General features: G+C 64.5%; 30 protein-coding genes. 16 read left to right on the plus strand and 14 right to left on the minus strand.

Annotated features, from left to right (window positions below):
• From M0209_RS01640 to folP, 5 genes are all read left to right on the plus strand, one after another.
• Positions 1-606, plus strand: a complete 606-nt coding sequence (locus M0209_RS01640) for a ribonuclease HII (RefSeq protein WP_258886448.1) — start codon at positions 1-3, stop codon at positions 604-606.
• A 149-nt stretch (positions 607-755) separates the two neighbouring features.
• On the plus strand, positions 756-1868 hold the full coding sequence (locus tag M0209_RS01645; protein ID WP_258886449.1) for a site-specific DNA-methyltransferase: 1113 nt from the start codon (positions 756-758) through the stop codon (positions 1866-1868).
• Positions 1869-1882: 14 nt separating this feature from the next.
• On the plus strand, positions 1883-2317 hold the full coding sequence (locus M0209_RS01650) for a hypothetical protein (protein ID WP_258886450.1): 435 nt from the start codon (positions 1883-1885) through the stop codon (positions 2315-2317).
• 47 nt (positions 2318-2364) lie between these two features.
• On the plus strand, positions 2365-2763 hold the full coding sequence (locus M0209_RS01655) for a BLUF domain-containing protein (RefSeq protein WP_258886451.1): 399 nt from the start codon (positions 2365-2367) through the stop codon (positions 2761-2763).
• A gap of 2 nt (positions 2764-2765) precedes the next feature.
• Complete coding sequence (folP, locus tag M0209_RS01660; protein WP_258886452.1) at positions 2766-3830, plus strand: dihydropteroate synthase; 1065 nt, start codon at positions 2766-2768, stop codon at positions 3828-3830.
• Positions 3831-3933: 103 nt separating this feature from the next.
• Here the strand turns inward: folP and M0209_RS01665 are convergent, their stop codons facing one another.
• Positions 3934-5337 carry a sigma-54 dependent transcriptional regulator gene (locus M0209_RS01665; protein ID WP_258886453.1) on the minus strand — a complete coding sequence of 468 codons (1404 nt, stop codon included), beginning with the start codon at positions 5335-5337 and terminating at the stop codon, positions 3934-3936.
• 160 nt (positions 5338-5497) lie between these two features.
• On the opposite strand from M0209_RS01665, the gene M0209_RS01670 reads away from it, so the two are divergent.
• The 4 genes from M0209_RS01670 (at position 5498) to M0209_RS01685 (ending at position 8870) form a co-directional block, all read left to right on the plus strand.
• Positions 5498-5647: an aa3-type cytochrome c oxidase subunit IV gene (locus M0209_RS01670; protein WP_258886454.1), complete on the plus strand. Its 150-nt coding sequence runs from the start codon at positions 5498-5500 to the stop codon at positions 5645-5647.
• A complete protein-coding gene (locus M0209_RS01675) occupies positions 5647-6768 on the plus strand; it encodes an NAD(P) transhydrogenase subunit alpha (RefSeq protein WP_258886455.1) in 1122 nt (373 codons plus the stop codon). The genes M0209_RS01670 and M0209_RS01675 overlap by 1 nt, the downstream gene beginning before the upstream one ends.
• Before the next feature lie 334 nt (positions 6769-7102).
• Positions 7103-7384, plus strand: coding sequence for an NAD(P) transhydrogenase subunit alpha (locus M0209_RS01680; RefSeq protein WP_258886456.1), 282 nt, complete (start codon positions 7103-7105; stop codon positions 7382-7384).
• 1 nt (position 7385) lies between these two features.
• A complete protein-coding gene (locus M0209_RS01685; protein WP_258886457.1) occupies positions 7386-8870 on the plus strand; it encodes an NAD(P)(+) transhydrogenase (Re/Si-specific) subunit beta in 1485 nt (494 codons plus the stop codon).
• A 102-nt stretch (positions 8871-8972) separates the two neighbouring features.
• Here the strand turns inward: M0209_RS01685 and M0209_RS01690 are convergent, their stop codons facing one another.
• The 3 genes from M0209_RS01690 to M0209_RS01700 are packed head-to-tail and all read right to left on the minus strand — an operon-like array spanning position 8973 to position 10400.
• On the minus strand, positions 8973-9452 hold the full coding sequence (locus tag M0209_RS01690; protein ID WP_258886458.1) for a DUF4440 domain-containing protein: 480 nt from the start codon (positions 9450-9452) through the stop codon (positions 8973-8975).
• A gap of 32 nt (positions 9453-9484) precedes the next feature.
• A complete protein-coding gene (locus M0209_RS01695) occupies positions 9485-9940 on the minus strand; it encodes a hypothetical protein (protein WP_258886459.1) in 456 nt (151 codons plus the stop codon).
• Entirely contained in the window at positions 9933-10400 is a 468-nt protein-coding gene (locus tag M0209_RS01700; RefSeq protein WP_258886460.1) for a group III truncated hemoglobin, read from the minus strand. Before M0209_RS01700 ends, M0209_RS01695 begins: the two co-directional genes overlap by 8 nt.
• Positions 10401-10481: 81 nt before the next feature.
• On the opposite strand from M0209_RS01700, the gene M0209_RS01705 reads away from it, so the two are divergent.
• From M0209_RS01705 to M0209_RS01715, 3 genes are all read left to right on the plus strand, one after another.
• The gene (locus tag M0209_RS01705) at positions 10482-10955 is read left to right on the plus strand and encodes an Rrf2 family transcriptional regulator (protein WP_258886461.1); all 474 of its coding nucleotides are present in this window, start codon (positions 10482-10484) and stop codon (positions 10953-10955) included.
• Positions 10956-10972: 17 nt separating this feature from the next.
• Positions 10973-12487 (plus strand): M20/M25/M40 family metallo-hydrolase, encoded by a 1515-nt coding sequence (locus M0209_RS01710; RefSeq protein ID WP_258886462.1) that lies wholly within the window; start codon positions 10973-10975, stop codon positions 12485-12487.
• A gap of 132 nt (positions 12488-12619) precedes the next feature.
• Positions 12620-13171 carry a sigma-70 family RNA polymerase sigma factor gene (locus M0209_RS01715; RefSeq protein WP_258886464.1) on the plus strand — a complete coding sequence of 184 codons (552 nt, stop codon included), beginning with the start codon at positions 12620-12622 and terminating at the stop codon, positions 13169-13171.
• A gap of 144 nt (positions 13172-13315) precedes the next feature.
• Here the strand turns inward: M0209_RS01715 and M0209_RS01720 are convergent, their stop codons facing one another.
• Entirely contained in the window at positions 13316-15784 is a 2469-nt protein-coding gene (locus M0209_RS01720) for a TonB-dependent receptor (protein WP_258886465.1), read from the minus strand.
• A 23-nt stretch (positions 15785-15807) separates the two neighbouring features.
• Between M0209_RS01720 and M0209_RS01725 the strand changes: the two genes are divergently transcribed.
• Positions 15808-16404, plus strand: a complete 597-nt coding sequence (locus M0209_RS01725) for a flagellar assembly protein FliH (protein ID WP_258886466.1) — start codon at positions 15808-15810, stop codon at positions 16402-16404.
• The gene (locus tag M0209_RS01730) at positions 16401-16589 is read left to right on the plus strand and encodes a hypothetical protein (protein ID WP_258886467.1); all 189 of its coding nucleotides are present in this window, start codon (positions 16401-16403) and stop codon (positions 16587-16589) included. Before M0209_RS01725 ends, M0209_RS01730 begins: the two co-directional genes overlap by 4 nt.
• Here M0209_RS01730 and M0209_RS01735 read toward each other — a convergent pair.
• Complete coding sequence (locus tag M0209_RS01735) at positions 16586-17611, minus strand: sigma-54-dependent Fis family transcriptional regulator (protein WP_258886469.1); 1026 nt, start codon at positions 17609-17611, stop codon at positions 16586-16588. The two genes, M0209_RS01730 and M0209_RS01735, sit on opposite strands and share 4 nt — an antisense overlap.
• A 155-nt stretch (positions 17612-17766) precedes the next feature.
• Here M0209_RS01735 and M0209_RS01740 point away from each other — a divergent pair, with 155 nt between their 5' ends.
• Positions 17767-18735, plus strand: a complete 969-nt coding sequence (locus M0209_RS01740; protein WP_258886470.1) for a MarR family transcriptional regulator — start codon at positions 17767-17769, stop codon at positions 18733-18735.
• 1 nt (position 18736) lies between these two features.
• Here M0209_RS01740 and cysK read toward each other — a convergent pair whose 3' ends face one another.
• The 5 genes from cysK to M0209_RS01765 form a co-directional block, all read right to left on the minus strand.
• Positions 18737-19651, minus strand: a complete 915-nt coding sequence (gene cysK / locus M0209_RS01745; RefSeq protein ID WP_258886472.1) for a cysteine synthase A — start codon at positions 19649-19651, stop codon at positions 18737-18739.
• A complete protein-coding gene (locus tag M0209_RS01750) occupies positions 19648-20955 on the minus strand; it encodes an MFS transporter (RefSeq protein ID WP_258886473.1) in 1308 nt (435 codons plus the stop codon). The genes cysK and M0209_RS01750 overlap by 4 nt, the downstream gene beginning before the upstream one ends.
• A 76-nt stretch (positions 20956-21031) precedes the next feature.
• Complete coding sequence (locus M0209_RS01755) at positions 21032-21709, minus strand: L,D-transpeptidase family protein (RefSeq protein WP_258886474.1); 678 nt, start codon at positions 21707-21709, stop codon at positions 21032-21034.
• Positions 21710-22004: 295 nt separating this feature from the next.
• Entirely contained in the window at positions 22005-22430 is a 426-nt protein-coding gene (locus tag M0209_RS01760; protein ID WP_258886475.1) for a type II toxin-antitoxin system VapC family toxin, read from the minus strand.
• Complete coding sequence (locus M0209_RS01765; RefSeq protein ID WP_258886477.1) at positions 22427-22672, minus strand: type II toxin-antitoxin system Phd/YefM family antitoxin; 246 nt, start codon at positions 22670-22672, stop codon at positions 22427-22429. The genes M0209_RS01760 and M0209_RS01765 overlap by 4 nt, the downstream gene beginning before the upstream one ends.
• Positions 22673-22778: 106 nt before the next feature.
• Between M0209_RS01765 and M0209_RS01770 the strand changes: the two genes are divergently transcribed.
• Positions 22779-22985 (plus strand): HigA family addiction module antitoxin, encoded by a 207-nt coding sequence (locus M0209_RS01770; protein ID WP_258886482.1) that lies wholly within the window; start codon positions 22779-22781, stop codon positions 22983-22985.
• 4 nt (positions 22986-22989) lie between these two features.
• On the opposite strand, the gene M0209_RS01775 is transcribed toward M0209_RS01770, so the two are convergent.
• From M0209_RS01775 to M0209_RS01785, 3 genes are read right to left on the minus strand one after another with little or no spacing between them, the layout of a single operon-like run.
• Complete coding sequence (locus M0209_RS01775; RefSeq protein WP_258886484.1) at positions 22990-23646, minus strand: hypothetical protein; 657 nt, start codon at positions 23644-23646, stop codon at positions 22990-22992.
• Between the two features lie 19 nt (positions 23647-23665).
• The gene (locus tag M0209_RS01780) at positions 23666-24034 is read right to left on the minus strand and encodes a helix-turn-helix domain-containing protein (protein WP_258886486.1); all 369 of its coding nucleotides are present in this window, start codon (positions 24032-24034) and stop codon (positions 23666-23668) included.
• On the minus strand, positions 24031-24381 hold the full coding sequence (locus tag M0209_RS01785; protein WP_258886487.1) for a DUF6516 family protein: 351 nt from the start codon (positions 24379-24381) through the stop codon (positions 24031-24033). The genes M0209_RS01780 and M0209_RS01785 overlap by 4 nt, the downstream gene beginning before the upstream one ends.
• Positions 24382-24409: the final 28 nt, after the last annotated feature.

Below are 24409 nucleotides of genomic sequence, written 5' to 3' on the forward strand. Positions count from 1 at the left end.
ATGATTGTCGGCGTCGATGAAGCAGGGCGAGGGCCGCTCGCGGGGCCGGTGGTCGCGGCGGCAGTCGTGCTGTGCAAACCGCGTCCGGCGGGACTCGATGATTCGAAGAAACTTTCGGTCAAACGACGGGCCGAACTGGAAGCCGCGATCAAACGGCGGTGTCGATGGGCCGTGGGTGTCGCGGACGTGGAGGAGATCGACCGGCTGAATATCTTCGGCGCGACGATGCTGGCGATGACACGGGCGGTCGCGGCGCTGAATTGTTGCGACGACATTGTCGAAGTGCGGGTGGATGGCAACCTCACGCCTGCGGGCCGCGTCGCGGGCTGGCGCTGGACGGCACGCGCGATCGTCGGCGGGGATGCGATCGAACCGTGCATCTCGGCAGCGAGCATCATCGCCAAGGAACACCGCGACCGGATCATGCGCGCGGCGGCAGTCGCGCACCCGCATTACGGCTGGGCCACCAACATGGGCTATGGCGCGCCCGAACATCTGCGCGGTCTCGCCGAACATGGCCCGACACCGCTCCATCGCCGCAGTTTCGCGCCCGTCGCAAAATATTTTTTGCAGCTGAGTCCTGATGGGCACACCCCCATTAGTTGAGTCCGGATGTGAAGCGAGTCGCTACATATCGACACAGACTCGTTTCGTTCCGTTTGCGATAGACGTCGATCTTCAGACTCTGTGTGAACTTCGCGCTTGACGCGGGACTCGGGCGGACTCACTCATGGCCGCCAATCGGGGGGTGATCGATGGGGGTTCTGACACGTCTGAAGGCTGCGGCACCGCTCGCCGAGCTGCCGCTCGACAGCATCCTGATGGACGACTGCATCGCGGCAATGGCCTCGCTGCCCGATGCCTGCGTCGACATGATCTTCGCCGATCCGCCCTATAATCTCCAGCTTGGCGGCGACCTGTTCCGGCCCGAGGGCGGCCGCGTCGATGCGGTCGACAACGACTGGGACAAGTTCGAGACCTTTGCCGCTTACGATGCCTTCACCGCTGCCTGGCTCGCCGAAGCGCGACGCATCCTGAAGCCCGATGGCACGCTGTGGGTGATCGGCAGCTACCACAACATCTTCCGCGTCGGTGCGAAGGTGCAGGATCAGGGCTACTGGATCCTCAACGATATCGTCTGGCGCAAGGCCAACCCGATGCCCAATTTCAAGGGTACGCGCTTCACCAACGCGCATGAAACGCTGATCTGGGCGGCGAAGAGCGAAAAGTCGCGCTACACCTTCAACTATCGCGCGATGAAGACGCTCAACGACGAATTGCAGATGCGCAGCGACTGGAGCCTGCCGATCTGCGGCGGCCCCGAACGCATCAAGCGCGACGGGACGAAAGCGCACCCGACGCAAAAGCCCGAGGCGCTGCTGTATCGCGTGCTGCTTGCCGCGACCAAGCCGGGCGACGTGGTGCTCGACCCGTTCTTCGGCACTGGCACGACCGGCGCGGTCGCCAAGCGGCTCGGACGGCGGTTCATCGGCATCGAGCGCGACGCGACGTATTGCGATGTAGCACGCGAGCGGATCGCGGCGGCGCTGCCGCTCGACGAGAGCGCGGTGACGACGATGATGGCCCCGACGGCGGCGACGCGCGTGGCGTTCGGGACGCTGGTCGAAACCGGATTGCTGGCCGCCGGGAGCGAGGTGTTCGACACCAGGCGGCGCTGGGTCGCGACGGTGCGCGCCGACGGGTCGCTGCTGTGCGGGACGGTCGCGGGTACGATCCACAAGCTGGGCGCGGCATTACAGGGCGCGCCGTCGTGCAATGGCTGGACCTTCTGGCACACCGAAATCGCAGGCGAGATCAAGCCGATCGACGCGCTGCGCCAGACCTATTTGTTGAGTACCGAACCCTAAGCGGGAGAACGACAATGCTGAACACCAACATTGCGCTGTTTCTGGGCCTCGCGGTCTTTGGCGTCTCAACGTCATCGGGGCCCGAAGCGGCACCAACGCGCTACAACGTCGAAATGACCGTCAGCGACCGTGGCGAAGTGATCGCGTCGCCGCGTCTCGTCACCACGGCGGGCGAACCCGCGCGGATGAAATTCGATGGCAAGGACGGCAGCCGGATCGACATGTCGTTGACGGCGTCACCGGCCGCACCGGGCAAGATCGCGGTCCGCTCCGACATCGTCACTACGGCGGCGAACGGCGTTGCCCGCAAATCGTCGCCGATGCTTGTGGTCGCCGAGGGCGAGCTGGGCACGATCGAATATGGATCGGTCTACGAGGGCAAAGGCGCGCCCGTGCGCGACCTGAAGCGCATCCAGTTCCGCGTCCGGGCGCTGGTAGACGGCGCTTAGCGGCATTCGGGCTATCGGCGCGGCTGGTCCTCGCCTAATCGGATGTCATGACCATTCATCAGCTGATCTACATGTCCGAACCGTTCGGCTTCGACGACGGGATCCTCAATGGCATCCTGTCGATCTCTCGCCGCAATAATCCGCGCGACGGTGTCACGGGGGCGCTGATCGTGCGGCGTGATATCTATCTGCAATTGCTTGAGGGGCCGGAGGCGGCGGTCGAGGCGGCGTTTGGGCGGATCAGCGGCGACGACCGGCATCTGGCGGTTCACCGGCTGTGCTCGGGCGCGGTCGCCGCGCGCCTGTTCCCCGACTGGGCGATGCGCGATGACCCTGCGCGGTCGTGGCTGTGGAGCGAGGCGCAGGTCGGCGCAGGTGCCGTGCAGGCGGCCAGCGCTACAGAAGTGCGCGGCGTGTTCGAACGCGTCGCGCGCGAGACGGTCTGACGATGGCTCTCTACCTCCGGCCCACCGCGTTCATCGATTCACCGGTCGGATTCGACGGCCAGTTCATGCGGCTGGCGGGCGGGATGTCGTTCTTTTCGGCGTTCGAAGCTATCACGGTCGAGGGCGGCGCGCGGGTGTCGAAGCGGCTGGTGCCCGTCGGCGAGATCGACGCGGTCGTGGCGGGCGATGGAGCCGCCGCTGCAACGCTTTCCCGCCTGACCAGCCCGCGTGCGCCGCTTGTCCTTGGCGAGCGCACGATCCGTCTCGACCAGCCCCAGGTCATGGGGATTCTCAACATGACGCCCGACAGCTTTTCAGATGGCGGCAAGCATCTGGGCGATGCCGAGGCGGCGGCAAGCGCAGGGGTCGCGATGGCAGCGGCGGGGGCGGCCCTTGTCGACGTCGGCGGTGAGTCGACCCGACCGGGCGCGAAGGACGTGTGGGAAGGCGACGAGATCGCGCGCACCGTGCCGGTGATCGAGCGGCTGGCACGCGCGGGTGTCGCGGTCAGCATCGACACCCGCAAGGCCGCTGTGATGAGCGCGGCGTTGGCGGCAGGGGCGGCGCTGGTGAACGACGTGTCGGCGCTGGGCCATGACGCCCAGGCGCTGGCGCTGATGGCCGGGGCGACCTGTCCCGTCGTCATCATGCACTGGCCCGACACCAAGACGCACGAGGGCGCGTACCGCGATCCGCTGATCGAAACCTATGACTGGCTGGCCGATCGCATCTTGGCGCTCGAAGCGGCCGGTATCGTGCGCAGCCGGTTGATCGTCGATCCCGGCATCGGCTTCGGAAAGGGTGTCGCGGAAAACCTGGCGCTACTCAACGGCCTGTCGCTGTTTCACGGCCTCGGCTGTCCGCTGCTGGTGGGGGCAAGCCGCAAACGCTTCATCGGCGCGCTGGCAGGCGAAGCGCCGGTCGAGGCGCGGCTGGCAGGGAGTCTGGCCGTCGCCCTTAAAGCTGCCGAACAAGGCGCGCAGATCGTGCGGGTGCACGATGTGGCGGAAACTGTACAGGCGCTAAGGGTGTGGCGGGGGATGCGCGATCAGGGGCTGAGTGGGTGACGGAGGGGCTTCGACAAGCTCAGCCAAGTCGGGTGTAGAATGATCGTCAAACCGACTTGGCTGAGCTTGTCGAAGCCTCTTCTGTAGGCCCGAACGAGCGATTTTACGCCGCGTCCTGAATCCCCAGTTCCGCCAGCTTGCGGTAAAGCGTGGACCGCCCGATCCCCAGCCGCCGTGCGACTTCGGTCATGCGCCCCCTGTAGTGCCCGATCGCCAGCCGGATCACATCCGCCTCGATGGCATCGAGCGCGCGGAGATTGCCGTCAGGCTGGTAGAGCGCCACGCCCGCGCCCGAGGGTTCGCCGGGCTGCGGCGTGCTGAGCGATTGTGCGGCGATATGCGGGAAGTCGCTGGCGGTCAGCGCATCGCCCTCGCAAAGCACCGCCGCGCGGAACAGCACGTCGTGGAGCTGGCGGACATTGCCCGGCCAGACATAGCCCGAGAGCAATGCCATCGCCTCGTCGGTAATGCCCAGATCACGGAGACCCGGCTGGCGCGCGATGCGGCTGAGCAAATGGCGGGCCAGCGCGGGGACGTCGCCGCGCCGTTCGCGCAAGGGAGGAATCGTTAGCTGGACCGCCGCAAGCCGGTAATACAGGTCTTCGCGGAAATGCCCGGCCGCGACGCGGTCGAGCAAAGTGCGGTTGGTCGCGGCAACAATGCGGACATCGACTTCGCGCGGGTAGCGCGCGCCCGCCGCGATAACTTCGCCCGATTGCAGGACGCGGAGCAATTTGACCTGGGCGTCGACCGGCAGCTCGCCGACCTCGTCGAGGAACAGCGTCCCACCATCGGCGTCGATCAGCTTGCCAATCTGGCTAGTGAACGCACCCGCGAACGCGCCTTTTTCATGGCCGAAAAGTTCGGACTCGATCTGGTTGACCGGCATCGACCCGCAATTGACGACGACCAGCGGGCGTTTGGCGCGGGGAGAGGCCGCGTGGATGGCCTCGGCAATCACTGCCTTGCCGACGCCGGTTTCGCCCTCGACCAGCATCGGCACGCGCGCACGCGCAGCCTTGGCCGCAATCGCGAGCGCGGCCCGGAATTTGGGCGCCGAGCCGACGATCTCGTCGAAGCCCAGGGCCGCGCCGATCTTTTCGGTCAGCGGGCGCAATTCGCCGCCGTCGGTGCCGTTCTGGATCGCGGCTTCGAGTGCCGCGAGCAAACGCTCGGGTGCAATCGGTTTGACGAGGAAGTCCGAAGCTCCTGCGCGCATCGCCGTGACCGCGACATCGATGCTGTTGTTCGCGGTCAGCATCAGGATGGGCAGTGCGGGGCGGCGCGCGCGCAATTCCTCGATCATCGGGGCGATATCGTCGCCCACGTCGATCAGGATCGCGTCGAGCATCATGCCGTCGCGGGTGCCCAGCGTCGCAATCGCAACCTCGCCCTCGGGCGCGACGATGGTACGCCAGCCCGCGCGCGCGGCAAGCGCCGACACCAGCCGCGCCTGCGCGGGCTCGGCATCGACGAGCATCAACATGCGGGTCCCGTTCGGCGTCATCGTGTTTGCGTGCTGTCCACTCTTGCCCTGAACGATCCCCATAGCGCGCGGGAGTAAAGGGGGGCTTAAGGTCCGACCGAACCTTGGGGTGAAACCCTTGACCCGCCTTGGCGCGTGGCTAAGGACGGGCGAGGGCATTCATCGATCAAGAGGGTAGGACATGGCCGGACACGGCGAGACGAACGGCGAAGCTGGGGCAATGGACATCACGGCCCACCGCGCCTCGTACGAGGGCTTTCTCGGCTGGTTCAAATGGGGCGCGATCGTCTCGTTCATCGTCGCCGCCATCGTTGTGGTAATCATCGCCTGATGAAAATCGGCGTCCTCAAGGAAACCGCCGAGGGCGAGCGCCGCGTCGCTGCCAGCGCTGAAACCGTCAAGAAATTCGTGGCGCTGGGCGCGACGGTGGCGGTCGAGGCGGGCGCGGGCGCGGGCGCGAACATCGCCGATGGCGCATTTGCAGACGCGGGCGCGACGGTCGGGTCGCGGGGAGAAGTTCTGAACGACGCCGACATCCTGCTCGGCGTTGCGGGACCGACGCCGCCGTCGCTCAAGGGTGTCAAAAAGGGTGCCTGGCTGGCGGCGGGACTCAATCCCTTCGGCGAGCGCGCACGGGTCGACGAATATGCGCTGCTCGGCATCGAGGCGCTGGCGATGGAATTCATGCCGCGCATCACCCGCGCGCAGTCGATGGACATCCTGTCGTCGCAGTCGAATTTGAGCGGCTACAAGGCAGTGCTCGATGCCGCGTCGGAATACGGTAAGGCCTTTCCGATGATGATGACGGCGGCGGGCACGGTGAATGCCGCGCGCGTCTTCGTGATGGGCGTCGGCGTCGCGGGGCTACAGGCGATTGCGACCGCGCGGCGGCTGGGCGCGCAGGTTTCGGCGACCGACGTGCGCTCGGCGACCAAGGAACAGATCGAGTCGCTCGGTGCGAAGGCGATCTTCGTCGAGGACGTGAAGGGTATCGAAGGCGAAGGTGCGGGCGGTTACGCCACCGAAATGTCGGACGAGTATAAGGCGGCACAGGCGGCGCTCGTGTCGAGCCATATCGCCAAGCAGGACATCGTCATCACCACCGCGCTGATCCCCGGACGGCCCGCGCCGCGCCTGATTTCGGATGCCCAGATCGCGAGTATGAAGCCGGGCAGCGTGATCGTCGATCTCGCGGTCGAGGCAGGCGGCAATGTCGAGGGCGCGGTGGCAGGTCAGGTCGTCGAGGTGCACGGCGTCAAGATCGTCGGGCACAAGAACGTGCCGTCGCGGCTGGCGACCGACGCGAGCGCGCTGTTCAGTCGCAACCTCTACAACTTCCTCAGTGCCTTCTGGGACAAGGAAGCGGGCAAGCCTGTGCTCGACGAAGAAATCGGCAACGCGATCCGCCTGACGCAGGGCGGCAAGGTCGTGAACGAGCGGTTGTTGGGGTGATAGCGATTGTCGCCTTACTTGCAGCTGTGACGCCGGCAGTCGATGCACAGCCAGCATCATATGACGCGTTCTATAATGTGAATGCTTTCATCACGGGATTCAGCCTTGAAGGCTGTCGACGTCCGGATCTTGATCGGCGCACACGCGACATAGGCGCGAGACTAACCCGTCTGAACAGCATTTACTGGAGCCGATTGCCCGCAAAAAGCCTGTGGGCCGCACCCCCAATCGTTGTCACTACGCCGCCGGACTGCGCAAATGCCTCGTCGAATATTGTTCGACTGAGTCATCTCATAGACGATTTCGCCAAAGCGCTTGGGCGCAGGAGCCGCTAATGGACTTCATCAGCATCCTTTCCATATTCGTGATGGCCTGTTTCGTCGGCTATTATGTCGTCTGGTCGGTCACACCCGCGCTGCACACGCCGTTGATGGCGGTGACCAATGCGATTTCGAGCGTCATCATCGTCGGCGCGCTGATCGCGGCGGCGGCGGCGGGGAGCGCGTCGAGCAAATGGCTCGGGTTGCTCGCGGTGGTGATGGCGAGCGTCAACATTTTCGGCGGGTTCGCGGTCACCTCGCGGATGCTGGCGATGTACAAGAAGAAGGACCGCTAGGGTGGAACACGTTGCGGTCCCCGCTTGGGTCTCGATCGCCTATCTGGTCTCGGGCATCCTGTTCATCCTCGCGCTACGCGGGCTGTCGTCGCCGTCGACCAGCCAGGCGGGCAATCGCTATGGTATGATCGGCATGGCGATTGCGGTGGTGACGACGCTGGTCACCCATGTGCCTTACCTCGCCGGAGAATGTGTGCCCCGCGCCGGGGAGTACGGATGCGAGCCAGCGCCTTTGCTGGATGTCATTACGCTGGGCCAAATCCTCGCCGCCATCGCTATCGGCGCAGTCATCGGCATCGTCACGGCGCGTCGCATCAAGATGACCGACATGCCGCAACTCGTGGCGGCGTTCCACTCGCTCGTCGGCATGGCGGCGGTGCTGGTTGCGGCGGCGGCGTTCCTCAATCCGGCGGCGTTCGGCATCACCGGCCCCGATGGCGCGATCCTCGTCCAGAGCCGCATCGAAATGGGCCTCGGCGTCGCCATCGGCGCGATCACGTTCAGCGGTTCGGTCATCGCCTTCCTGAAACTCGCGGGCAAGATGTCGGGCAAGCCGATCATGCTGCCGGGGCGCCATGTCATCAATCTGGGGACGCTCGCCGCGATCCTCGGACTGGTCGGCTATTTCACTGTCGATCAATCGCCCTGGGTGTTCTGGACGATCGTCGCGCTCAGCTTCCTGATCGGTTTCCTGCTCATCATCCCCATCGGCGGGGCGGACATGCCGGTCGTGGTGTCGATGCTCAACAGTTATTCGGGCTGGGCTGCGGCGGCGATGGGCTTCACCTTGCACAACACTGCGATGGTCATCACCGGCGCGCTGGTCGGGTCGTCGGGTGCGATCCTGAGCTACATCATGTGCAAGGCGATGAACCGCAGCTTTATCAGCGTCATCGCGGGCGGCTTCGGCGGCGACAGCGGCGGCGGTGCGGGTGGCGAGGCCAAGGAACAGCGCCCGTGGAAGCGCGGCAGTGCCGAGGACGCGGCGTACATGATGAAGCAGGCCGACAGCGTCATCATCGTGCCCGGTTACGGCATGGCGGTCGCGCAGGCGCAGCACGCGCTGCGCGAAATGGGCGACTTGCTCAAGAAGGAAGGCGTCAGCGTCAAATACGCGATCCATCCCGTCGCAGGGCGCATGCCCGGGCACATGAACGTGCTGCTTGCCGAAGCGAACGTCCCCTATGATGAGGTGTTCGAGCTGGAGGATATCAACAGCGAATTCGCGCAGGCCGATGTCGCGTTCATCATCGGCGCGAACGACGTCGTGAACCCGGCGGCAAAGACCGACAAATCGTCGCCGATCTATGGCATGCCGGTGTTCGACGTCGACAAGGCGAAATCGGTGTTCTTCATCAAGCGGTCGATGGGCGGTGTGGGCTATGCGGGCGTCGATAACGACGTGTTCTACATGGACCAGACGATGATGTTGCTGGCCGATGCGAAGAAGATGGTCGAGGATATTAACAAGGCGATGGCGCACTGACGATTTAGTGTAAGCTAAATCGCGATGCGCCAAGCCCGGACGGCGTTGCGAAACTAACGACCGACGACGCGGCTTTGCCGCGTCGCCCGCCACCACCGCGCCTCAACTATGCCGGGCGTAGCTCGCGTCCTGCCGCGCATCCATGAACATCGACGACACGATCCGCCACGCGCCGTCGCCCTGACGTGACACGACATGCAGCGAACGATTGTCGCGTAGCGCGATGCTGCCACCGCCGACCAGACCTTGGCCCGACACCTGCAAATGGCACGACACCACCGCATGGTCGCGGTCGAGCCGCCGCAGCGCTAGTGCGGGCGGCGCGACCGGCTCGCCGTCGTTGAAATTGTTGTCGGCGAACAAGCCGCTGAGATACTCAACGATCTCAGCGCCGCCGCGTTTGACGCTGCCAAATGCGTTCACCCAGTCGGCATCATCCGAATAGACGCTCTGCAGCAGCGCGACGTTGCGGCTGGCAAACGCCATCAGCGCGCGGCCGATGGTCCCGCCGATTGCGGCGCGGTCGGCTTCGTCCATCGCTTCGATCCCGTTGATGCGGAGCATGGTCTGTGTCTCGGTCATGATAAGTTCCTTTCGGTTTGGGGTGCGCAAACTCAGAAGGCGAATGCGCGGATTGCGACCAGCGCGACGCCGAACAGCGCGAAGCAGGCAGGGACGGTCAGCACCTGTGCGGCGACGGTGGTGGTATCCATCGGCCCGGTCCAGGTCAGGAGCGGGCCGATGCCGCGTGCGAACGGTGATGGCGTTACGGCTGGGTTCTGCCGCACCAGAATGCGTGCCGTGCCGAAATACATGACGGCATAGGCGACGCTGATCGCGATCATGAACAGCGCGCCGCGATCGTGACCCGTCGCCAACAGGAGTCCGGTAAAGAACACGCCGTAACAGCCGAGCATCGTGCGCCAGATCCAGCGCGGCATTTTGAGGTCGGCGCTTTCGGGTTGCACATGGCGTGGCGCAGCCGGTTCAGGGTGGAGGATCGCAAGCGCGGTTGCATCGACGCAATCGGGCAGGTCGACATCGAACGCTGCGGCACGGTCTTCAAACATGGCTCAGTCCCCTCATGGCAGACACGTCGGTGCGGTTGTCGCGCTGGATGCGGATGCCGGTCAGCAGGCTGTCGGCGATCATGCGGGCGCGGGCGGAAATGAGGGTGCTGGCGGCGGGATCGCGTTCGATCTCGCCGAGCGTTTCGTCGAAGAGGGCGAGCCAGCGGAGGAATTCCGGGCGTTCGATCTGCGGGATCGCGGCGTGGAGGCGCATCGGGCTGCCCTCGAACTGCCCGTCGCCACGCAGGACCGCGGCCCAGAATTGCTTCATCCGCAAGAGGTGTGGGGTCCAGTCATCGACGCGGCTGGCAAAGACCGGGGCAAGGACGGCGTCGGCACGAACGCGGGCATAAAACCCCTCGACGAGGGCGTTGATGAACCCGGCATCGATCCCGAGCGCATCGGCTTCGGCGCGTTTGGCGGCGCGGGCACGGTCGGCGTGAGTGGCAGTCTCGGACATCGAAACGACTCGCTAAGTGGTAATTGATATGCCACTTATAGCGCGCTTGCCGATCAAAGCAACATCTAATATACTACTTTAATGCAGCTAAATCTCCAGACCGACTATGCGCTCCGCGCGCTCATGTTTCTCGCCACCGAAAACCGGCAGGCCTCGGTCGACGAAATCGCCTCGGCCTATGGCATCTCGCGGCATCACCTGATGAAGGTCGTGCAGCGGCTGGCGGCGCTCGGCTATGTGACGGCGCGGCGCGGGCGCGGCGGCGGGTTGCTGCTCGCGCGCGAGGCGCAGGACATCAACGCGGGCGAAGTCGTCCGCGCCTTCGAGCCGACGGGCACATTCGTCGAATGCTTCGACCGCACGACCAACACCTGCCCGGCGGCTGGCGCGTGCGGCTTGCAGGGGGCTCTCAACCTTGCCTTGCGCGACTTCCTGACGCGGCTCGACGGCTACACCATCGTGGACCTCATCCCAGCCAAGGACCGGTTTCGCGCACGGCTGTTCCCGGCGTTGACAGCGATCGATGCGAAGAGGGATGAACCCGCATCGATTTGAGCAACAGGGAGACCGTCATGACCGATGCGAGCCGTAGAGACATTCTGACCCACGGCATCATCGGCGCGTCGCTCGCCGCCGCGCCCTCGCTTACGCTCGCGCAATCGGGCGATATGGCAAAGCTCCGTAAAGCGGTCGACGCGGGCAACGACGCTGCGATCAAGCGCATCCAGGAATGGATATCGCTGCCCTCGATTGCCGCCGAGAACCGCGACATGTTGAAGGGCGCGCAATATATGGCAGCGCTCGCCAAGGACGCCGGATTTCAAAAGGCCGAGATCGTGCCCACCAAGGGGCATCCGGCGGTTTTCGCGACGCTCGATGCGGGCGCGAAGCGGACGATGGGCATCTATTTCATGTACGACGTGAAGCAGTTCGACCCCGCCGAATGGTCGTCGCCCCCCTTGGAAGCGCGGATCGTCGACAAGCCCGGCTGGGGCAAAGCCATCGTCGGGCGCGGTGCGATCAACCAGAAGGGGCCGGAGGCGACGTTCCTGGCGACGCTGCACGCGTTCCGCGCGGCGGGGGTAAAGCTGCCGGTCAACCTCGTGCTGCTGGCGGAAGGGGAGGAGGAGATCGGCTCGCCCAATTTCAGCGATGCGGCGACGCGGCCCGACGTGCTGGCTGCGCTGAAGCGGTGCGAGGGCATCATCATCCCCGCCGCCTGGCAAGACAAGCAAGGGAACGTCGACGTCAATCTGGGGTCAAAGGGCATCATCGAACTCGAACTGATCGCGAGCGGGGCGAAGTGGAAGCGCGGCCCCGCGAAAGACCTGCATTCGAGCTATAAAGCGATGGTCGATTCGCCGTCGTGGCGGCTGGTACAGGCGTTGCAGACGCTCGTGACGCCCGACGGCAATACGCCCGCCATCGACGGCTGGTTCGAGAATGTCCGGCCCCTGTCGGCGCGCGAAAAGGCCTTGATCGCGGAGAATGCGAAGCGGTCGAACGAGGCCGATATGAAGACGTCGATGGGCGTGCCCGTGTGGATCGACGATCTGCCGTTCCAGCAAGCGCTCGAACGCCTCGCGTCGCAGCCGACGGTCAATATCGAAGGGCTTGTCGCAGGCTACACCGGCCCGGGCGGCAAGACCGTGCTGCCCGCGCGTGCTGTCGCGAAAATCGACTGCCGCCTCGTCCCTAACCAGACGCGGGCGGAGGCGACGCGGAAGCTGCGCGCGCACCTCGACAAGCGCGGGTTCACCGATATCGAGGTCAATGTCTCGGGCGGCTACGACCCGACCGAGACCGCCGAGGACAGCCGCGTCATCCGGGCTGAACTGGCGACCTATAAAAAGGCAGGGTTGACCGCGACGCTCAACCCGCGGCTTGCGGGGTCGTGGCCGGGGGCTGTGTTTACAGCACCCCCGGTGTCGCTCCCCGCCGGACATTTCGGCCTTGGCCACGGCTCGGGTGCGCACGCGCCGGACGAATATTATGTGATCGAATCGACCAATCCCAAGGTCGCGAGCCTGCCGCAGGCAACGATGGGTTTTGCCGATTTCCTGTACCAGATTGCGGCAATTTCCTGACGCCTGAGCGACGGGATTTTGACGCTTTCGCCAGTGCACTGACGCTTTCGAACGCCCTTATCGTGGTTAACGCGGCTGGCACGGCGATTGCTGTGGTTCGTTCGCCTGCATCCCGCAGGCGGGGGACCGACCATGGCTTCTGCCGCACCTGCCTATGCCCGAACCGACCGCACCGAACGGCTTGTGCATGACCATATGCGGCTCGTCCGCAAACTGGCGTGGCACATTCACGGACGCATCGCCCGCGCGGTCGAAGTCGATGACTTGACCCAGACGGGCATGGTCGCGCTGGTCGAAGCGGCGCGGCGGTACGAGGATCGCGGGTTCAGCTTTGCGACCTATGCCAGCGTGCGCGTGCGCGGGGCGATGCTGGACGCCATGCGGGCGCAGCGGCCCGGCGGGCGCGGTGCGGCCGTTCATGTCGGGCCGCTCGACCAGCCCGAGGTCGAAAACATTGCCGATACGGCGCCGCTAGCGGACGAGGTGTTCGACACCGGTGGCCGCGCCGCTGACATGACCGTCGCCATGGCGCAGTTGCCGCCGCGCGAGGCGCAAATCCTGTCGCTTTATTTTGTCGAAGGCCTGGGCCTCGACGACATCGGCGCACGGCTCGGTATCGGCGCGGCGCGGGTGTGCCAGATCAAGAAAGCCGGTGTCGCTCGGTTGCGGGCAGTGCTCGCCTAGGCCCGGTTTCAGTTTTTAGAGCCCGCACTGTCCCCTCCCAAGCCACGACTTGGGCAAAGCCCAAGTCGTCAGTCACGGCTTTGCCGCGCTGGCCGAGCTTGCCGCTTCGCGGATTAGCGCCGCTAATCCGTCGGGCGGCTACGCCTAGAATCGCTTCCTGAAATCCAGCACCACATACCGCCCGCGCGGATCGAGATATCCCGGCTGATAGCTGAGCGGCACGGCACCCGATCCATCTCGTACGTCGCGGATGGTGTCGAAGATATTGGTCACGCCCAGCCTTACCCGGGCACCCTTGAGGAAGGGAATGTCCTGGACCAGCTTTTTCTTGCTGTCGAAGTTCAGGAACACGTTCAGGTTGAACGTCGCCAGATCGCCGAACCGCAGCGTCGAGGCAGCGGTCGAGCCGGTCACGACCGATCCGCTCTGATAGCTGCCGGTCAGGCGCATCCCGAGGCCCTTATTGAACCATCCGGTATCGAGATCGAAGCTGTGGCGCGGGCTGCCGCCATTGCTGCCCGTCGCGTCGCCGCCGAGCAAGTCGAGCACCGGCAGGCCGGGGCGGATCTGGATCTGGTCCATGAAGCGGATGTTGTCGTAGAGCGCGACCGTCCAGCGTCCGCCGTCGCCGCCGCGCCCGAAACCGCCGCCGCCGAAACCTCCACCGCCCGGACCTCCGGGACGCGGTCCGGCGCCGGGCGGTGGACCGCCACCGCCACCGGGGAAGCCGCCCGGGCCGCGCCCGCCCGCAGGTTGGCCGAACTCCTTCTGGAAGGTGAAACCGACGCGCAGCACATCGCTGCGGGTCGCGGCGAAATTGACCGGGCGTCCGTCGATGCTGACCAGCCGCCCGCTCGCGTCACGTGTTGCGCGGCCGGGGAAGGCGGCTTCGATGTCGGGGGTCAGCACGGGGAAGCTCGCGACCGGATTGGTGCTACGGTTGCGGAAATAATCGACCCCGATCGTCAACCCTTTCAGGCTGGGCGGCTGGTAGTTCACCGAGACTTTGGTGTCGCGCTGGCGCTCCTTGAGCAGCGCGGGATTGCCGCCCGAGGTGCGTGTGACCAGCACGGTTTCTCCGCGCGTATAATCATAGGTCGGCACCAGCGGCGTCGAGACGACCGGATTGCCGAGATCGCCGATCCCCGGCTCGGTATCCGCGCCGAGCGCGCTCGCGAGAAAGGTCAGCCCTTCGACCGGTTGCCAGTTGAGGCCATAGCCAAAGCTCAGCAATCCGCCGAAATCCGACAGCTTGCGATAGGCAATGTTGCCGTTGACCGTCAGTTTGCCGAGCACCGCCGCGACGTCCCGATCCCGGCTGGCAAGCGGTATGTCGATGTTGACGCGTCCGTTGGCTTCATCGCGCGCCAGCCGTGTCGCTTGTCCGATACCGCTACGCACCGACTGGCTGTTGAGCCGCGTCGTGGCAAACCCCGCGCGGAATGTCGTACGGACTGCACCCGCAGGCAAGTCCAGCGGCGAACCGGACAGCGTGTAGATGGCGTTCGATGTGTCGGTCTGCGTCCGCGCGGAATCGATGGCCAGATAAGGCAGAGGGCTCGCCGTTGCCGTCGAGAACGGATTGAACGTCGTGCCCGGTGCCGTCGCCAGCGCCTGAAGCGCAACAGTATCGACCCCGCGCCCCGTAACCGAGCGCGCGATATTGCGGTCGTAATTGCCGGTCAGCGACCAGAGCCACTTCGACAAATTTCCGTTGATCGTTAGCCCCGCGTGAAGCGCATCGGTGGTACCGGTGCGAGTCAGTGTCGGAAGGAAACCTCGCGTGATCGTCTGCCCGCCGCTCGTCAGTGTCGCAGTCTGTACGCCGAGCAGGGCATTGCTGGTATCGCGCTGCCAGCTTGCGTTGATCGTTGCCGATACGGTGTCGGTCAGCTTGCGGCTGAGAACGCCGTTCAGCTTGATCGAGTCGGAACCGGGAAGCAGCGTCCGGTACAGACCGCTATCTGCAAACGGGAATATCGTGGCGCGCTGAACGATGTTGCGCTGGCTTTCGAGGACGCTGGTGCCGGTCTCGTAGGTGCCGCCCAGTGTCAGGCGACCCGACTTCCCGATCCGCACCAACGTGCCCTGGAGCTCGCTTTCGCGCCGCACGCCCGCTGTCGAGCCGCCGTATTCAGTGTCGGTCGTAAACGCCCGGAAATTGTCTTTGAGGATGAAATTGACGACGCGCTGGTCGGCGGAATAGCCGTACTGCAGCGCGACTTCTTCGGGCAGGATCTGGACACGCTTGATTGCCTCCGGTGGCAGGTCGCGGAGTTCGCCGAACCCCGATACCCGCATGCCGTTGAGCAGCACGACGGGACCGCCGCCACCCCGCCCCCGCCCCGGACCGGTTTGCGGCGCGAGTGCCGACAGCAGTTCGGTGATCGACGCGGCACCGAAACTTTCAACTGCGTTTTCATCGAGCTCGACGATCGGTGGCACGTCGCTGATCACCGAACCGCTGATCCGTTCGGCCGTAACGACGATTTCGGGCGTGGCAGATGGATCGGCACCGGTCGCCGGCACCGCTTCGGCGACTGCAGAAGGGGCGGCCAGTGCTGGCACAGACAGTCCGGCAAGCGCCAGCGCGGCTACAGATACGAATCGCATGACTGCCGCCATAGCCGGACGACATGAATGCTGCATTGCGGCAGGTGTTCATGTGGCTCCCGATGCGGGTGGGGAACCGGGGAATGCACCGGGAGCCATTTGGGGCGAATGCGATCGTCGGGGACCAGACCTCCGATCGCATCCTCGATGCAGAGCAAACCAGTCCCGCATCATTCCCTTTAACGGCACGGGTGGGTGAAACTTTAGGCAGCCAAAAATCCGGCGGTACCGTCAAGAAAATGACGCTGCGGCCGGTGCGGATTGCAGCACTGGCGAGGGGAAGCGGCTTGGCACGGGAATTGCCACCGCTGCGGCGAAGCTATGAAAGCCATGCCATGCGACACGCCTCTGCCCGGTCTCCGAATTTTCATCGCGCATTGCCTGACGATGCTTATTCGCGCGGTGTTGCCGATGGACGGCGTACGGTCGAGGCTGAAATCGAAGCCGAACGGCAAGCCGTTGCGATTTTGGCTAACTCACTGGCTTCATTGGCTGACGAGCTGGTCGTGTACCTCAACCCGCAAGACATTGCCAGGATCGGCGAAGCGCACTTTGATATCCGGACGTTGCCCGATGCGACAGTTCCGCCGGGGGGCGTCCGTGCGGCGGGACGGGCATGAACAGCAGCGAAGTCGACGCACATGTGTCGTCGGTGGTCGTCGACGACCTTCGCCGCGTCGCCCAACAATGCACCGAGGCGGGACTCGCCCGCGAGGGCGCGCGGTTGTCACGCGCTGCAAACCGGCTGTGGCAATTCGTCGAAACATGTCCGGCACGCCGAGAGACTGATCCGATCTGGACCTAAATCGGGGTCGCCAGTCCGGCCGCGAATGGGCGACCGAGATCGAAGCGGCGCATCTTCTCGACCAGCGTCGTCCGCCGGAGGCCAAGCTGGCGCGCGGTCGCCGCAACGACGCCGCCCGAGCGTTCGAGTGCAGTACGGATATAGTCGGCCTCGATCCGGGCGAGTTCGCTTGCGAGGTCGATCGGCCGGTCGATCCGTAGTTGCGGCGCAGCTGTCGGCTCGGCGGTGGTCCGCCGACTGCGGCGCGCGATAAGGGCCTCGACATCGCAGGCGTCCAGGGTTTTGCCGGGATGCAGGACCGCCGCGCGCTCGATCAGGTTGCGCAGTTCGCGGACATTGCCGGGCCAGTCATGCGCCTCCAGCCGGTCGAGCCCGCTGTCGCCGATTCGCAACCGGCCGGGGGCGAGCCGCGCAATGAAATGTGCCGTCAGCAGTGCAATGTCTTCGCGCCGCTCGGCAAGCGGTACCAGTGAGATGGGCACTACCGCCAGCCGGTAAAACAGGTCCTCGCGAAACAGGCCCTGTCCGATCATCATGTCCAGATCACGGTGGGTGGCCGACACGATGCGGACGTCGACCGGAATCGGCGTTCTGCCACCGATACGCTGGACCGACCGGTCCTCGATCACGCGGAGCAGCCGGACCTGCACGTCGAGGGGCATGTCGCCGATCTCGTCGAGGAACAACGTGCCCCCGTCGGCTTGCTCGAATTTGCCGATATGGGTGCCATGCGCGCCGGTGAAGGCACCGCGCTCATGGCCGAACAGCTCCGATTCGATCAGGTCGCGGGGAATGGCGCCGCAATTTATCGCGACAAACGGCTTGTCGGCGCGGACGCCGCGCAGGTGGAGCGCGCGCGCGACGCATTCCTTGCCGCTCCCCGACGGGCCGGTAATCACGACCGATGCGGTTTCGCCGGCGACCAGATCGATCCGGGTCCGGACAGCGCGAATAGAAGCGCTTTCGCCGAGCAGAAGCTCCGTCGCTACGCTTTCCCGCTGCCGGAAGTCAGTATTCAACATGAATTCGTCTTTCATTTGACCGAACGCGATCGATCATGCGGGACGAGACATCACAGATGGATAATGCTTCCTCCGCTTCGGAGGGGAATAGGACTGATTCTGTCGAATAAAATGTCCACATGGGAGCTATTGACCCCAGAGGAGGCTTGTCACAGATGTTCGAAACCTTGTCGAAAGCCGAGCAGATGGCCCTTGCCGATATTGCCGACCGTCGCCGTGCCGTCTGGGTCGTTACGGACGATTTGGTCATGCGCGGGGAAATGCAGGGCGCGGTGGCTGCGGCTGGCGGGCGCGTTTCCCGCGCGATGTCGATCGATGAGGCGTTGGCCGCTTTAGGTGATCGTCCTTATGAGACGCTCGTCCTGCTCGATACTGGCGACGTCGTTTCTGGTGCGGTGGCCACTCTGCTCGATCGCATCGATGCCGACGCGAGCGACGGGGGTCGCGCCGCCATCATCAGCTTCCCCCTGTCGGCCATCGACTTTGTCACGTCCAGGATTTCGGCTCCGTTTGCGAGTTTGTTGTGCGCGCCGTCGATAGCGGAACGTGCGGCCGCGATCGGGCTGGCCGATATTCCGGCTGCCCTGCATCTCGCCGAAGTCGACCGCGCTGTCGATACGATCCGGTTGCAGCAACTCGCCGAAGAGGTTGGGCGGATCGCACGGGTGCTGGCTGGCTATGCCGAACCGGGTGCCGAACCGCCTCGACGGACGGTATCCGACGGCCTGATCGGATATCGTGCCGGTCCGCCCCAGTCGCCATCGGGTGCGCCGCAGAATGTCCGCGCCGAAGATGTCCGCACGATGCTGCGCCTGCGCCGTCAGCGCGATTCGTTGTTCGCCGGAGAGCTGTTCGCCGATCCCGCATGGGACATGATGCTCGACCTGATGGCGGCGCGGATCGAGCGGCTGAAAGTCGCGGTGTCGAGCCTGTGCATCGCGGCGGCCGTCCCGCCGACGACCGCGTTGCGCTGGATCCGGACTCTGACCGATCTCGGTATTTTCGTGCGCGTCGCCGACCCGACCGACGGGCGGCGGGTGTTTATCGAACTGTCCGACACGACCGCTGCAAAGTTGCTCGACTACCTCGGCGAAGCGAAGCACGCCGGGACGGCGATGCTATAACCTACTCGGGCAGGAAGTCGGGCACCGACAGATAGCGCTCGCCAGTGTCGTAGTTGAAGCCCAGCACGCGCGAACCCGAAGGAAGGTCCGGAAGTTTTTGCGCGATAGCCGCCAGCGTCGCCCCCGACGAAATGCCGACGAGCATCCCTTCCTCGGCAGCGGCGCGCTTCGCCATTGTCTTGGCATCGGCGGGATCGACCTTGATGACGCCGTCGAGCAATTGCGTGTGGAGGTTGGCGGGTACGAAACCGGCCCCGATGCCTTGAATCGGGTGCGGACCCGGCTGGCCACCCGAGATGACCGGTGACAGCGTCGGCTCGACCGCGAACACCTTGAGGTTCGGCCAGGCAGCTTTGAGTACCTGCGCGCAGCCTGTGATATGCCCACCGGTGCCGACGCCGGTAATCAGCGCGTCGAGCCCTTCGGGGAAATCGGCGAGGATTTCCTGCGACGTCGTGCGGACATGCACGTTGATGTTCGCCGGGTTCTCGAATTGCTGCGGCATCCACGCGCCGGGCGTCGAGTCGACTAGCTCGATGGCGCGTTCGATGGCGCCCTTCATCCCCTTTTCGCGCGGGGTCAGGTCGAAGGTCGCGCCATAGGCGAGCATCAGGCGGCGGCGCTCGATGCTCATGCTTTCGGGCATGACGAGGACGAGCTTATAGCCCTTGACCGCCGCGACCATGGCGAGCCCGATACCGGTGTTGCCGCTGGTCGGTTCGACGATCGTCCCGCCCGGTTTCAGCGCGCCGGACTTCTCCGCGTCCTCGATCATGGCGAGCGCGATACGGTCCTTGATCGATCCGCCCGGGTTGCTGCGCTCGGACTTGATCCAGACTTCGGCATCGGGAAACAGCTTGCTCACGCGGATATGCGCGGTGTTGCCGATGGTTTCGAGGATGTTGGCGGCTTTCATGCGGGTCTCTCCTGCAAATCGGCGTTGCTCAAAAGGCTCTCTGGCGGGGCAAAGGTGCGGGCGCGCCTGAGTTCGGGGAAGATATAGGCCCAGCCGAGCGCCACCGCCACTGCCGCGACGCCGCCGAAGACGACCGCGCCGACCGGCCCGAGCAGCGCCGCAAACAGGCCCGACTGGACCTCGCCCAATTCGTTCGACGCGGAGATCGCGACGCCCGAAACCGCCGACACCCGTCCACGCATTGCATCGGGGGTGTGGAGCTGGACGAGGCTGGAGCGGACATAAACCGAGAACATGTCGCACGCGCCGATGCCCGCCAGCGCAACCAGCGACAAGGGCATCGAGGTCGACAGACCGAACACGGCCGTAAACGCACCAAAGGCTGCAACGGCGGCAAGCATCTTTACGCCGACGTTGTTCTTCAGCGGGCGGAAGGCGAACCATAGCGCGACTGCCGCCGAGCCAATGGCGATGGCAGCGCGAAACGCGCCCAGCCCTCCCGAGCCGACTTTCAGAATGTCATAGGCATAAACCGGCAACAACGCGGTCGCACCGCCGAGCAGCACCGCGAACAGGTCGAGCGTGATCGCGCCGAGCAGGAACTTGTGCCCGCCGACATAGGTTAGCCCGTCGAGCATCTGGCGCAGCGGATGCCGATCTGCGGCCATCGGCGGCGGCACCACCCGGCGAATGGGCGTGAGCGCGAGGATCGAGATCGCCAGCGAGACGCTCGACATGACATAGGGGGCCGTCGTGTTCGCGGCATAGAGATAACCGGCAATGGCGGGGCCGCTGATCGCTGCCCCCTGCCAGGCAATCGTGCTCATCGCGATCGCGCGGGGCAGCAGTTCCGGCGGCACGATATTGGGCACGATCGACGAGCTTGCCGGACCGATGAACCCGCGCGCAGCCCCGTGCAGCGCCGCGAGCGCGAACAGTAGGGGCAGCGTCAGCGTACCCGACCAGGTTGCCGCGGCCAGCGCCACCGAGATCAGCAGATCGACCCCGTTCGCCGTCCGCACCACAGTGCGCCGTTCGAACCGGTCGGCGGTCCAGCCCGTGACCGGTGCCAGCAGGAACAGCGGCACGAACTGGACCAGCCCGAGTAGCCCGAGCAGGAACGCGGCATCGCGGATACCCATGCCATAGAGCGGCCCGCGCGCGGTCTCGTAAAGCTGATAGCCGAGGATGACGACCATCGGGATCGTCCCCCAGTTCGCGAAGAAGCGGGCGAGCAGGAAGAACCTGAAATCGGGGATCGCCAGCGGGGACTCGGGCGGCGAAGCGGGTTGGGGAGACGTCACCTGCTCCCTTTGGCCGCTCGACGCCCGGGCCGCAACGGGGTCAAGCCTTGGGCAGGCGATAGCCGTGCTATAGTGCTCAGGCGGCGGGGACGCTGTTCCCGACCTGCATCACCGCGCCGTCGGTGATGATGACGCGGTCGCCGACCTTGGTCGCGCCGAACAGTTTCTCGGCGAACGCGTCAGGGATGCCGACACAGCCGTTGCTGCCCCAGTCGATACGGATTTTCGCGCCGTGGATGAACACGCCAGAGGTGGTCAACTGCTGCGCCCAGGGCATCGGCGCGCCGCGGCCCGAGTCGTCGACATACGTCCGGGAGCGATAATCGGCGTGCTTGGCGAGGATGTTGAACGCGCCCAGCGGGGTCGGCTTGTCGCTCGCGCCGTGTTCGATCACCGCGACGCCGATCTCGTGCCCGCCCCGGAACACCGACATCATCTGCGCCTTCAGGTCGACGGTGATCAGCACGACATCGCCATCGGGGCCGCCGACGGGAGCAGGGGCTTCGTTCCACACCCATTCGCCGTGCTTCATCTTGTGGTCGATGGTGAGGGCGGAACGGATGGGATAAAGCGCGGGGTCGGTGGGCGCGGGCGGCGTCGCGGGCTTGGCGACCGGTTTCGGCGGGGCGGAGACGACCTGTGTCGCAGCGGGCTTCGCCATCGGCCACAGGGCGATCACGCCCGCGCCGAGCAGGGCGGTGCCGATCAGTGCCGCAGCGACACGGTTGAGCGAGAGCGAAGAGGAACGTGCCATAGTCATGATCCCGATAGCACCGGCATCTTAACGCAACGCCACCACGCCCGCCACGGGGTGCAGGGCGGTGTCCCGTGCGGGGACGGTAAGCATAACCCGAAACACACGCAAAACCGCCAAAGGTCACAAAGGTCACACCTGAAACGCTGTTGCGCGAGACCGGACCGATGTTCGTGTGCGGTGGCCGGACTGTCGGGGATTGAGTGAGGCGCGGCGAATCGGTCATCGACGAGTCTATGCTTGAAACGATGGGCTGTAGGACAGGGCTTTTTTTGGAAGCACTCGAAGCAGGAAATCAGACCTCGGCAACGTCCAAGCCCACTGCCAGACAGGCGCTTTTCAATCGCTCATCGAACGTCACCATTGTTGCCCCAGCTGCTTCGGCAATTGCCAGATGCAAGGCATCGGGCGCGCGCAAGCCGAGTGTGTAGCGGTCCACAAGCGCGGCGGCGCGGATGAAATTTGCTTGATCGACCGCAAGTGTGCGGAAACTGTCGCGCGAGAGCCGGTTCCAGGTCGACAGGGCGTAATCGCGTCCCGCAGCCGTCAGCACGTCCCGTCGAATGCGGATGGCAAGTGCGCTCGACACCTCCGGGGCCGTCCAATGGCTGATGCAGATGTCGCCGCCGTCATGCTCGGCCAGCCAGGCATTGGCGCGGTCGGAGTGATCGTCTCCGACCAGCACCGATATGATCGCCGAGGTGTCGAGATAGAAACTCAATACCCCTCGTCCCGCATTTCGCGGATGAGGTCGGCGGCAGTCTGCGTCTGATAGGGCAAGCTCTCGCGAAGCTTTCTGAGCGCCTCAAGGTCGATCGGCTTTCTCGGTTGGTCGGTCGTGGGCGGCACGATCCGCGCGGCGAGTTTGCCGCGACGGGTAATCTCGATGCTCTCGCCCGCTTCGGCGCGGTCGACGATCTCGCTGAAGCGGGCCTTGGCGTCGGCGAGGTTGATGCTTTCCATGGGCGAGGCCTTCGTGACTAGTTTGGTGACTATATCGGATTTCGGTCGCGAATGCCAACCTTACCCGATTTCTATCCGTCACCCCGGCCTCCGAGCCGGGGTGACGGTGACTTGGGTACGGCTACGCGTGACGCGGCAGGCGATGAGCAATTTGCTCAATGGCAACGCGGGCCTGTCGGCGGAAATGGCGATCCGGTTCGAAAAGGCGTTCGGGGTGCGGGCCGACACGATGATGCGGATGCAGGCGGCGCATGATCTGGCCGAGGTTCGGGCAAGGGAGGGTGAGATTTTGGTGAAGCGGGTAGGGGTTTGAGTGCTCAATGAACTGTGTCGTTGGTCCGATCAGGTCTCGCAAGGTGCGGTTCTTCGGGAAGCGGATGAGCCTGCTGGTTAAGTATGAGCTGTCGCTGATCATGCCGGCGGTGCAACCACAACGATGGATTTTTGCGGTATCGATCAATCACTCGTCGCAAGCGCGACTTGGCCTCTCGACGTGAGGCATTTACGATTTCTGGAAATAAGGCTTCAGACTGGGATTGTAGCTCGCAAGGCCCGAGGAGGTCGGGATACCGAGCATTAAACCAATACATAAACAGAAACATTTCTAGGGGAGCATAGCCCTCGCTTGCCGATCCAAAATCGTAAATCGAGATAAAAAGAAGCTCATCATTTTGAGCGTCGTTAAACTGCGACAAAAGGTCGTCATCCGTCCGTAGCAACCCTTCTCGGTCTGTCGCGTGCTTCATTGCATTCCAAAAGCGATTTCTGTGACCAAAAAGCTCCTTCCAGCGGATGGTAGGGTTCGCTGCTAGGGTGGTATCAAACCACGACTCTTTGCCCACGCTTTGCGCTAGGCGATAAGCTAGCTCACCGCCACCGCATGCAAGGCAATGTACTGAAACAGGGTCTTTATCGTCTAAAAACAGGGCGAGTGCAGTGCCAAGCTGCCGTCGAGCAATAGCGAGCTTGATCACGATTTTGCCCAAGCTTTCTTCACGCCGCCCGCTTCAATGGAACCTCGAACCGCACCTCGTCGTACGCCACCCTTGGCGCAATCGCGCGGCCCGGGCGGGGTTCGAGGCGGATGAGGCCGTAGCGTTCCATGGTCTTCAGGGTGCGTGACAGGTTCGACTTTGCGCGACCGGTGCGGTCGGCGAGCGCCTGAAGCGATTCCGGGCATTCCTCCGCAATGAGCGCGAGGAGTGCGCGGTTGCGGTCCGACAGGATTTTGGCGAGGCTTTCGAGCGACGGGAACCACAGCTTTGGCTCATCAACTGCGGGGCGATGCTCGCCGCGCGCAATGGCCATAGTGCGAGCCTTGTAATCGGCCGGACTGGCAATGCCGATGGTCAGGACGGTCATAGTTTCACTCCGCGTTCGGCGAGGACCGCATCGACGCTCGTCCAGAAATCGGCGAGCAACATGGCGGCGTCACGATAATCATAGGGCCGGATCGTCCGCAGCCGGTGGCGATGGTCGAACGGCTGGGGATGGCCCGGCGCGGCATGGGCGTTGTCATAGCCGACCAAACGGGTTCCGTCCGCCGCGTGTAACGTCATCGAATAACGCAAGCCATGCGGTCGTTCGGTAGTGACTTCCGTGCGCCTCACCTCGAACTTCACCCAATGGCCGCCGTCGGGATCGATCACGAAGATTTCGCCGTCGAGGCTGAGCAGCGCGTCGAGCGAGGGGTCGCGATCAATCGTCACTGTTAGTTATCACTATCTGATAACATAT

This window comes from Sphingomonas sp. SUN039 (assembly GCF_024758725.1).
Taxonomy (GTDB): Bacteria; Pseudomonadota; Alphaproteobacteria; order Sphingomonadales; family Sphingomonadaceae; genus Sphingomonas_O.

Bases quoted from the DNA above. Each gene is read 5' to 3' on its own strand.
- M0209_RS01780 (WP_258886486.1), bottom strand. From the start codon at position 24,034: ATGACCGTCCTGACCATCGGCATTGCCAGTCCGGCCGATTACAAGGCT.
- M0209_RS01700 (WP_258886460.1), bottom strand. From the start codon at position 10,400: ATGTCCGAGACTGCCACTCACGCCGACCGTGCCCGCGCCGCCAAACGC.
- M0209_RS01690 (WP_258886458.1), bottom strand. From the start codon at position 9,452: ATGACCGAGACACAGACCATGCTCCGCATCAACGGGATCGAAGCGATG.
- M0209_RS01650 (WP_258886450.1), top strand. From the start codon at position 1,883: ATGCTGAACACCAACATTGCGCTGTTTCTGGGCCTCGCGGTCTTTGGC.
- M0209_RS01640 (WP_258886448.1), top strand. From the start codon at position 1: ATGATTGTCGGCGTCGATGAAGCAGGGCGAGGGCCGCTCGCGGGGCCG.
- M0209_RS01670 (WP_258886454.1), top strand. From the start codon at position 5,498: ATGGCCGGACACGGCGAGACGAACGGCGAAGCTGGGGCAATGGACATC.
- M0209_RS01725 (WP_258886466.1), top strand. From the start codon at position 15,808: ATGAATGCTGCATTGCGGCAGGTGTTCATGTGGCTCCCGATGCGGGTG.
- M0209_RS01755 (WP_258886474.1), bottom strand. From the start codon at position 21,709: ATGGCACGTTCCTCTTCGCTCTCGCTCAACCGTGTCGCTGCGGCACTG.
- M0209_RS01735 (WP_258886469.1), bottom strand. From the start codon at position 17,611: ATGTTGAATACTGACTTCCGGCAGCGGGAAAGCGTAGCGACGGAGCTT.
- M0209_RS01645 (WP_258886449.1), top strand. From the start codon at position 756: ATGGGGGTTCTGACACGTCTGAAGGCTGCGGCACCGCTCGCCGAGCTG.
- M0209_RS01675 (WP_258886455.1), top strand. From the start codon at position 5,647: ATGAAAATCGGCGTCCTCAAGGAAACCGCCGAGGGCGAGCGCCGCGTC.
- M0209_RS01655 (WP_258886451.1), top strand. From the start codon at position 2,365: ATGACCATTCATCAGCTGATCTACATGTCCGAACCGTTCGGCTTCGAC.
- M0209_RS01740 (WP_258886470.1), top strand. From the start codon at position 17,767: ATGTTCGAAACCTTGTCGAAAGCCGAGCAGATGGCCCTTGCCGATATT.
- folP (WP_258886452.1), top strand. From the start codon at position 2,766: ATGGCTCTCTACCTCCGGCCCACCGCGTTCATCGATTCACCGGTCGGA.
- M0209_RS01680 (WP_258886456.1), top strand. From the start codon at position 7,103: ATGGACTTCATCAGCATCCTTTCCATATTCGTGATGGCCTGTTTCGTC.
- M0209_RS01715 (WP_258886464.1), top strand. From the start codon at position 12,620: ATGGCTTCTGCCGCACCTGCCTATGCCCGAACCGACCGCACCGAACGG.
- M0209_RS01765 (WP_258886477.1), bottom strand. From the start codon at position 22,672: ATGGAAAGCATCAACCTCGCCGACGCCAAGGCCCGCTTCAGCGAGATC.
- M0209_RS01705 (WP_258886461.1), top strand. From the start codon at position 10,482: ATGCAGCTAAATCTCCAGACCGACTATGCGCTCCGCGCGCTCATGTTT.
- M0209_RS01695 (WP_258886459.1), bottom strand. From the start codon at position 9,940: ATGTTTGAAGACCGTGCCGCAGCGTTCGATGTCGACCTGCCCGATTGC.
- M0209_RS01665 (WP_258886453.1), bottom strand. From the start codon at position 5,337: ATGACGCCGAACGGGACCCGCATGTTGATGCTCGTCGATGCCGAGCCC.
- M0209_RS01710 (WP_258886462.1), top strand. From the start codon at position 10,973: ATGACCGATGCGAGCCGTAGAGACATTCTGACCCACGGCATCATCGGC.
- M0209_RS01720 (WP_258886465.1), bottom strand. From the start codon at position 15,784: ATGCGATTCGTATCTGTAGCCGCGCTGGCGCTTGCCGGACTGTCTGTG.
- cysK (WP_258886472.1), bottom strand. From the start codon at position 19,651: ATGAAAGCCGCCAACATCCTCGAAACCATCGGCAACACCGCGCATATC.
- M0209_RS01730 (WP_258886467.1), top strand. From the start codon at position 16,401: ATGAACAGCAGCGAAGTCGACGCACATGTGTCGTCGGTGGTCGTCGAC.